The organism is Kaistella sp. (genome assembly GCF_041824135.1).
Classification (GTDB): Bacteria; Bacteroidota; Bacteroidia; order Flavobacteriales; family Weeksellaceae; genus Kaistella.
Map to the genome: position 1 here is coordinate 1 of NZ_JBGZYM010000114.1, position 6,696 is coordinate 6,696.

At 29.3% G+C, this 6,696-nt stretch carries 7 protein-coding genes; 2 read left to right on the forward strand and 5 right to left on the reverse strand.

All coding sequences use genetic code 11. From position 1 onward, the window contains the following. Nucleotides 1–322: 322 nt before the first annotated feature. The 5 genes from ACEYOS_RS14340 to xerA form a co-directional block, all read right to left on the reverse strand. Nucleotides 323–958 (reverse strand): ATP-binding cassette domain-containing protein, encoded by a 636-nt coding sequence (locus ACEYOS_RS14340; RefSeq protein WP_373748084.1) that lies wholly within the window; start codon nucleotides 956–958, stop codon nucleotides 323–325. Continuing rightward, nucleotides 945–1,856 (reverse strand): hypothetical protein, encoded by a 912-nt coding sequence (locus ACEYOS_RS14345; RefSeq protein WP_373748083.1) that lies wholly within the window; start codon nucleotides 1,854–1,856, stop codon nucleotides 945–947. Before ACEYOS_RS14345 ends, ACEYOS_RS14340 begins: the two co-directional genes overlap by 14 nt. A gap of 178 nt (nucleotides 1,857–2,034) precedes the next feature. Next, entirely contained in the window at nucleotides 2,035–3,444 is a 1,410-nt protein-coding gene (locus ACEYOS_RS14350) for a S41 family peptidase (protein ID WP_373748082.1), read from the reverse strand. 239 nt (nucleotides 3,445–3,683) lie between these two features. Continuing rightward, nucleotides 3,684–3,899: a hypothetical protein gene (locus ACEYOS_RS14355; protein ID WP_209815953.1), complete on the reverse strand. Its 216-nt coding sequence runs from the start codon at nucleotides 3,897–3,899 to the stop codon at nucleotides 3,684–3,686. Between the two features lie 253 nt (nucleotides 3,900–4,152). Then, nucleotides 4,153–5,196, reverse strand: coding sequence for a site-specific tyrosine recombinase/integron integrase (xerA, locus tag ACEYOS_RS14360; RefSeq protein WP_373748081.1), 1,044 nt, complete (start codon nucleotides 5,194–5,196; stop codon nucleotides 4,153–4,155). Between the two features lie 606 nt (nucleotides 5,197–5,802). On the opposite strand from xerA, the gene ACEYOS_RS14365 reads away from it, so the two are divergent. Further along, nucleotides 5,803–6,090, forward strand: a complete 288-nt coding sequence (locus ACEYOS_RS14365; protein WP_373748080.1) for a DUF6876 family protein — start codon at nucleotides 5,803–5,805, stop codon at nucleotides 6,088–6,090. A gap of 56 nt (nucleotides 6,091–6,146) precedes the next feature. Then, nucleotides 6,147–6,440: a hypothetical protein gene (locus ACEYOS_RS14370; protein ID WP_373748079.1), complete on the forward strand. Its 294-nt coding sequence runs from the start codon at nucleotides 6,147–6,149 to the stop codon at nucleotides 6,438–6,440. Nucleotides 6,441–6,696: the final 256 nt, after the last annotated feature.

The window sequence follows — 6,696 nt, forward strand, 5'->3', positions numbered from 1 at the left end:
AAATTCGTCGGTTACATCATAAAAGAAATCTTCCGACATTATTTTTTGAGCAATAGGATTTGCGTTTTCTAACTTTATCTCCATATTCACAGGGATTTTTTGTCCTTTACTTTGGTAAGAACTTAAAATAAAAACTAAAAAAAATATTTGAAACACAATTTTCATAACATAGCAGGCAACGGAAGGGGGATTTGCGAGGTGCGAGCTACTGCAACCAAAGTTTCAAGGGGAAAACCAAAAGTTATACTAATTCAGTACTTCCTGGGGATTCCTTCAAACCCGCATCTTGCAAAACCCATGTTATCTGTCGTTCTTCTTTTTCTCAGAATTTAAAGTTTTTAAGTTGCTCATATTCAGCTTTTTCATATATTTTCTCAATTTTCCCATTTTGTAGAATTGCAATTTTGTCGCAAGTATGAAATAATGTTTCAATAATGTGCGAACTAACAATTACAATCTTATTTTCCGATTTTAGGTTTCTAATTATATCATATAAAATGTGAACGCCCTCAAAATCCACTCCGTTAAAAGGCTCGTCTAAAATATTAATTGGTTTATCTAATAATAACATTCCAATAAGTGCTAATTTTTTCTTCATTCCACTAGAATAATCTTGCACAAACTTTCCTAATGGAAGTTTAAATTTTTCAATTAGTTCACTTTTTTTCAAGTTTTTACTTTCTGAAAAATAGGAAAGATATTCTTTTCCTGTAATGTAAGGATAAAAATAATTTTCGGTTTCTAAATAAGAGATTTGCTCTCTTTTTAAATGTTTGTTTTTCCAAGAAATTTCTCCTGAAAATTTCACATTTTGAAACAGCGATTCAAAGAAAGTTGTTTTTCCTGCTCCATTTTTTCCCAATAATCCTAGAATTTCTCCATTGTCAATATTCAAATTGAAATCATCTAAAACTTTTTGTTTTTTAAAACTAACATTCAAATTCTTAACTTCCAACATAAAGTTTAATATTTTTTTTGGCTGTTTTTATATTTTCTCTCAACACAAAAATAGCGGGAATTATAGTAATACTGCAAAAAAAGTATTCCAAAAAAACTCCCATATTGTAATAGTTTGTTTTTTCCTTATGGTTGTAAATTTTATATTTTCTTGTTAAAATAAGTAAAAAATAAAGGTTCATAAAGACAAAATAATAGATTAAGAAAATACTGTCTTTGTAATTCATTATTAAAAATCCTACATAAGTTGGCAAAAGTAAAAGGTTGAAGAAGTTCAGATTTGATTTCAACTTTTGCTCAAAAGAATGCTTTTTAAAATATATTTCCAACATTTCTTTATTTTCATTGTGTTCGTAAATGTTTGAAAAGTAATCTAAAATGAAAATACCTACAAAAATTAATAATGCAGTTTGATACGCAGATAAAACTATAATTACATAACCGATAATTGCAAACCAAGTGTTTTTCCTTAAAAAACTTCTAAATTCAAACAATGAATCGGGAATAAAATTCCATTTAAGCGATAAATTTGGTTTTGCTTTTGGGTAAAAAAAAGAAAATAATATTATCGCAAAAAATAGCGAAATACCCAATTTATCAATTTTGTAATTTATATTTCCCAAAATAAATAACACATAAATAATTGCAGATTCAATGTAAATTATTAACCTCCAATTTTTTACAAAAACTTTTTTTAAAAATGGAATGTCTTTTCTATTGATGTGAAAAGTTAGAGTTAAAGCAAAGAAAATTGCGGGATAATAATAATTTAAAGGAAGTTTTACCGCAATCAAAGCGCCTAAAACAAGCAAAATTGGAAGACTGATTTTAGGATTCCAATTAAATATTCTGAAACCTTGTTGAATTCTAAAAATAAAGTGGTGAAATATCTTTTTCAAATCCGTTTTTGTTTTACGCTCTCGCTTTTAGAATGACAGATAACGGTCGGGGCTTTGCGATGGTGGGGCTATCGAAGCACAAATCTTCAATTTTGCGCAAAAGCTCAATCGAAGAACTATCGTTGCACCTTGCAGTTTCGCCCCACTATTGCAAAACCCTTTGTTATATGCCGTTTATTTATTTTTTTATTATAAAATCCAAAGCATTTTCTGCTTTCATTTCAATGTCAGGTTTTACTCCGTGCAAATCTTCGTCTGTTGCTCCAACAGTATAAAATTTCTTCGTAGAAATTGAAAGCGGAATTTTGGTTATTGGTAATTCTGACATTATTTTGTCGCCGTAAGATACAATCCAACCTCCTGTTTCTTGTCCAACTATTTTTCCAATTTTATAATGCTTAAATGCTTGTGTAAAACTTGAAGCTGAAGAAAATGTCCTTACACTTGTTAATAAGTAAACTTTTCCATCAAAGCGTTCTGACTTAGGATATGGTTCGGTTAACTTTTCTATAGGAAATGTTTCCATTTCGCCATTCTTTTTTGTTTTTATGTAATTGTAAGTATCACAGTTTTTTAAAGTATCAGTTTCACAATAATCTTTATAATAATCTTTCTGTAATTGGCTGTATTTAATTGTCGTATTATCAAATTGCTTGAAAGGTTTGGAAGTTATATATTTTAGAAGTTCGTCGCCTAAAGTTGAATTTCCCCCACCATTTTCACGAACATCAATAACGATTTTATTAATCTTTTGTATTTTTATTTTCTTAAAACTTTGGCTTAAAAAATATTGAAATTTGGTTTCATCATTGAAATATCTAATATCTAAAATGGCAGTTTTTATCTCGGGTTTTAGGATTAAAGAAAAATCTTGAATTGCAACATTTTGCGGTTGATTGGAAGATTGGCTTTGCTTTTTCTTTATAATTTCCATTAAATTAGAAAGTGTTACAGTTGGGATAGATTTTTTGTAAATTTTGTTTTCAAATATGTATTCCACAAGAGCAATATCTTTCAAATCATAGAAAGCTCCAAATACAAACCCAAAAAAATAAAAATCTGCTCCCATTTTGAGTCGATAATCATTGCTTTCTCCGCTTGTGTTCTCAATGATTTTTTGAATGATTTTTTCTGCTGGAATATCATTGATTTTTAAAATTTCCGCTCCCACAGGAATTTGTGAATAATCGCTGTTTAAATTTTCAGTAACAGATAAAAAAGGTTTTTCTAAACTTGATTTTATAATAAACGGAAAAAGGTTGTCGGTTTCATTATAGAGTTTTCTTCCAGGAAATTTTAGTGATGTATGTCCGTCTTTCAATGAGGCAACCAATGGAGCAATCATTCGATAATATTCTTTCAGTGTCAAAGAATCTTTAAAATTTGCCTTTATTTTTGCAACCTTGCTATCAAATTCATTTTTTGAAATTACAGAATAAGGATCTGGATGAGTTTCAGTTATGGCACTGACCAAAAAATCAAAATCTTTATTAAGATTTTCTTTTTTTATGTAGTTTGATCTATTTTGAGCGTTTGCATTTAGGAATAAAATTGTTGTTGCAATTGTGAAAATATTTTTTAATCTCATTTGTGTATTGTTAGCTGTTCGTTCTATAAAATGGCATATAACGTAAAAGTATTTGCGAAGAACGGGCTACTGCAAACCAAATGTGGTAAGAAAAATCGCCCGAAGCAAAATGCTTTTTCAGATTTCTAAATTAGCGAAAATTGAAAGATGAAAAGCATTTTTGCGTGTTTTATTAAATAAATTCTCAAAGAAACCGTTAACCCCGTTTTTTGCAAATACACTGTTAGCTGTAGTGCTTTTTAAAATATTTTCTTCAAAAAACTACCGATAATTTCTAATGAGCTTATTAGCATATTTTCGCTCCCGTAATTTCTAAGTGCTTTGATTTCATCTTTTTTATCACCTGCTTTTTTGCGTTTGATTTTTCGACCTAATTTTAGACCGTCAAAAATTGTCCAACTAATTAGAAGTATGGAAGAAAGAATAATTAAAATTATTTGTACATTTTCATTCATAAATAAGTTCAAGTATTTTGAGTTTTTAATGCTAACACATCGTTAGGAACGTTTTAAAATTTTTAATTCATTCCTAATTTTTTCAGAGAATAATAAAATTTCAATTACATGTTACTTGACGAGATTTTTGTTGCATTACAGCTAACTTGTTTATATGTCTTACTTCGTCAGACAAATACAACGTATTTGGTAGGGATTTGTCTGATATTTATACGACATATTTCTGATCACTAAGATATATTTTTTTTTATTGTTATAAATCATCAAAGGGACTTTTTATCTGTTGTAAACTTTTGGTGCTCACATGCGTGTAAATTTCAGTTGTTCTGCTGCTGTTATGTCCAAGTAATTCTTGAATGTAACGCAAATCAGTTCCGCTTTCTAATAAATGAGTAGCGTAACTGTGCCGAAGCCAATGTAAGGTAACTGGCTTTTTTATGTTGCATTTTTCTAATGCTTGTTTTAATACACTTTGAAGGCTTTTTGCTGAATAAATAATACCCGGTTCTTGGCCTTCAAATAAATAAGTTTTCGGTTTGTAAAGCTGGTAATATACCCTTAATAATTCTAAAATCTTCGGAGATAATGGCGTAATTCTGTCTTTTTTACCTTTTGCTTGCTTAATCAGAACAATATTCCTTTTAGAATCAATGTCAAGTGGTCGTAGCTGGAGTAATTCACTGCATCGCAAACCACAACTATAAATCAATGAAAGCATCATTTTGTGTTTTATATTGGCATGTGCCTCCAGGATATTCTTTACTTCTTCTTTGCTCAAAACATTTGGTAATGTTTTAGGCTTTTTGGGACGTTCAATTTTATCTACTTCTATTTTAGTTTCGCGAATAATTCTAAAGTATAATTTTATAGCACTAGTGATTTGGTTTTGGTATGATGCTGATAATTTCTTTTTCAAAATATAATCATTATTAAAGTCAAGTACATCTGCATTGGTGAGTTCACAAATATCATTTGCCTGATTATAAACCAGAAATGATCTTAGTGCCTCCGAATAAGTTTTGATTGTATTTTGGCTATATCTTTTCGAAGAGAGCCAGCGAACGAATTGATTAAGATGTTGTTGTCCATCTTCGGAAAGTGTGGTGTCTTGTTTTTGTATGATTTTGAACCGTTCTCTATTTTCTCGCGTGTCCGGAATATGCCATAGTTTTTTCTGCTGACTCCATCGCGCTCCACTAATTAGTTTTATCCGTTGGATCAACTCTTTATCTTTCTCGAACTTTACACCAATTCGATCCTCATTTCTATGGTTGATTAATTTTGCAGACCAAATCATAATGCTCTGATTTTAAGAAATAAAGATAATCAAAATTTGACCACCACGTGATTATATATGGTAATCAATTTTTGGGGTCAATTGAGATGAATGTTGTTCAACGTTTCGGAAATTTATTTTCATCGTAGGTAAGTAAAACTAAAAACCAAATTTTATATCAGCCATTAAGGTTTAAAATATCATAAATCGGAAGCTCTTATCCTTTCCTCCTATCTCTGGTGTTTTTCTGTATGCAAAATTAAAAATGGAAGTCTTCCTAAAAAAATGAATTTGGGAATCCATCAATATTTATTCTAAAACAAATTTAAATATTGACGAACCCACCTACCCTTCCAGGCAAATTCATTTCGGGCTGCCACGTTGTTTCAGTTTTAGAAATCATTCCTTTTTTAAAGTCATTTAGCAAAGAAAAAGACACCTCAATTATACGAATAAAGATAAAAGCGCTGCGTTCATTTATATTTTCACAATTCCAAAAACTCCTTTGACAATGCTAATTTCCAGAATATTTTAAGAAATAAGAAAAGTGTCCTCATTATCAAATAAATAACTAATCAAATATATAGCGTAATAACTAAACAAATAATAAACTTAAAAAATATCATCATGAAAAATCTATTTATCACCACTACGCTAGATCATTACTTACAGTCAAAAAACGCCTTTACAATTGTTGACCAAATCATCCAACTACAAAAAAATCCTAACGTCTTTAATGAAGATTTTCAAGTTTGGAAAATTACAAAGATTGATGAAATTACATTTTCAATTGAACTTCAAGATGGAAATCTGAATATAATTTTATTGCATTACTTTCAGCCTGCTTCAATCGAAATATTTGAACTTACTGTTTGGTTGGAAAATACAACATTATATTTTCCCAGTGAGCGTTAATACTATTAATTAAATAACGTAAGCAATAAACACTTAAATAACTAAATAAATAAAATATGGATTTTGCAATGTACAAAGCACTGGAACAAGACTTGAAAAATTATAGGGTTTTACAGCGTGGTTATCTCGGCTGTCATAAAAAAACAAAAACCCCATTGATTATTTATTCTATTGAACGATTTCGAGGAAGGTTTGATTACCGATGCAAAATACTCCAAATTGAAGGAAAAGAACAAAATCTTTGTGATGTTATTTATTCGGAAAATGAAGTAGATCTTACTCCTATTAAACTTGAAGATTTTATCAACTACTATAGTAAGGTACAAGGAGAACAGCTCACGTTATTTTAACGAAATAACTAAATATATTATTAAGGTAATAACTAATTATATTATAAAGGGAAAAACTAAACAATTATAAAACGAAATCAATAAACAACTAAACAACTAATCGAATACAATATAATCGTATAAAAATCAGTTATTTTTATATATCTAAATTTACTATTATGAAAACAATTGAAGTATTTACAGAAAAGAAAAGAACAGAAAACGCTATTTTAGTATCAGCATTTGTGGATGAAGTTGGTAAGGAGGAAACTTTCTT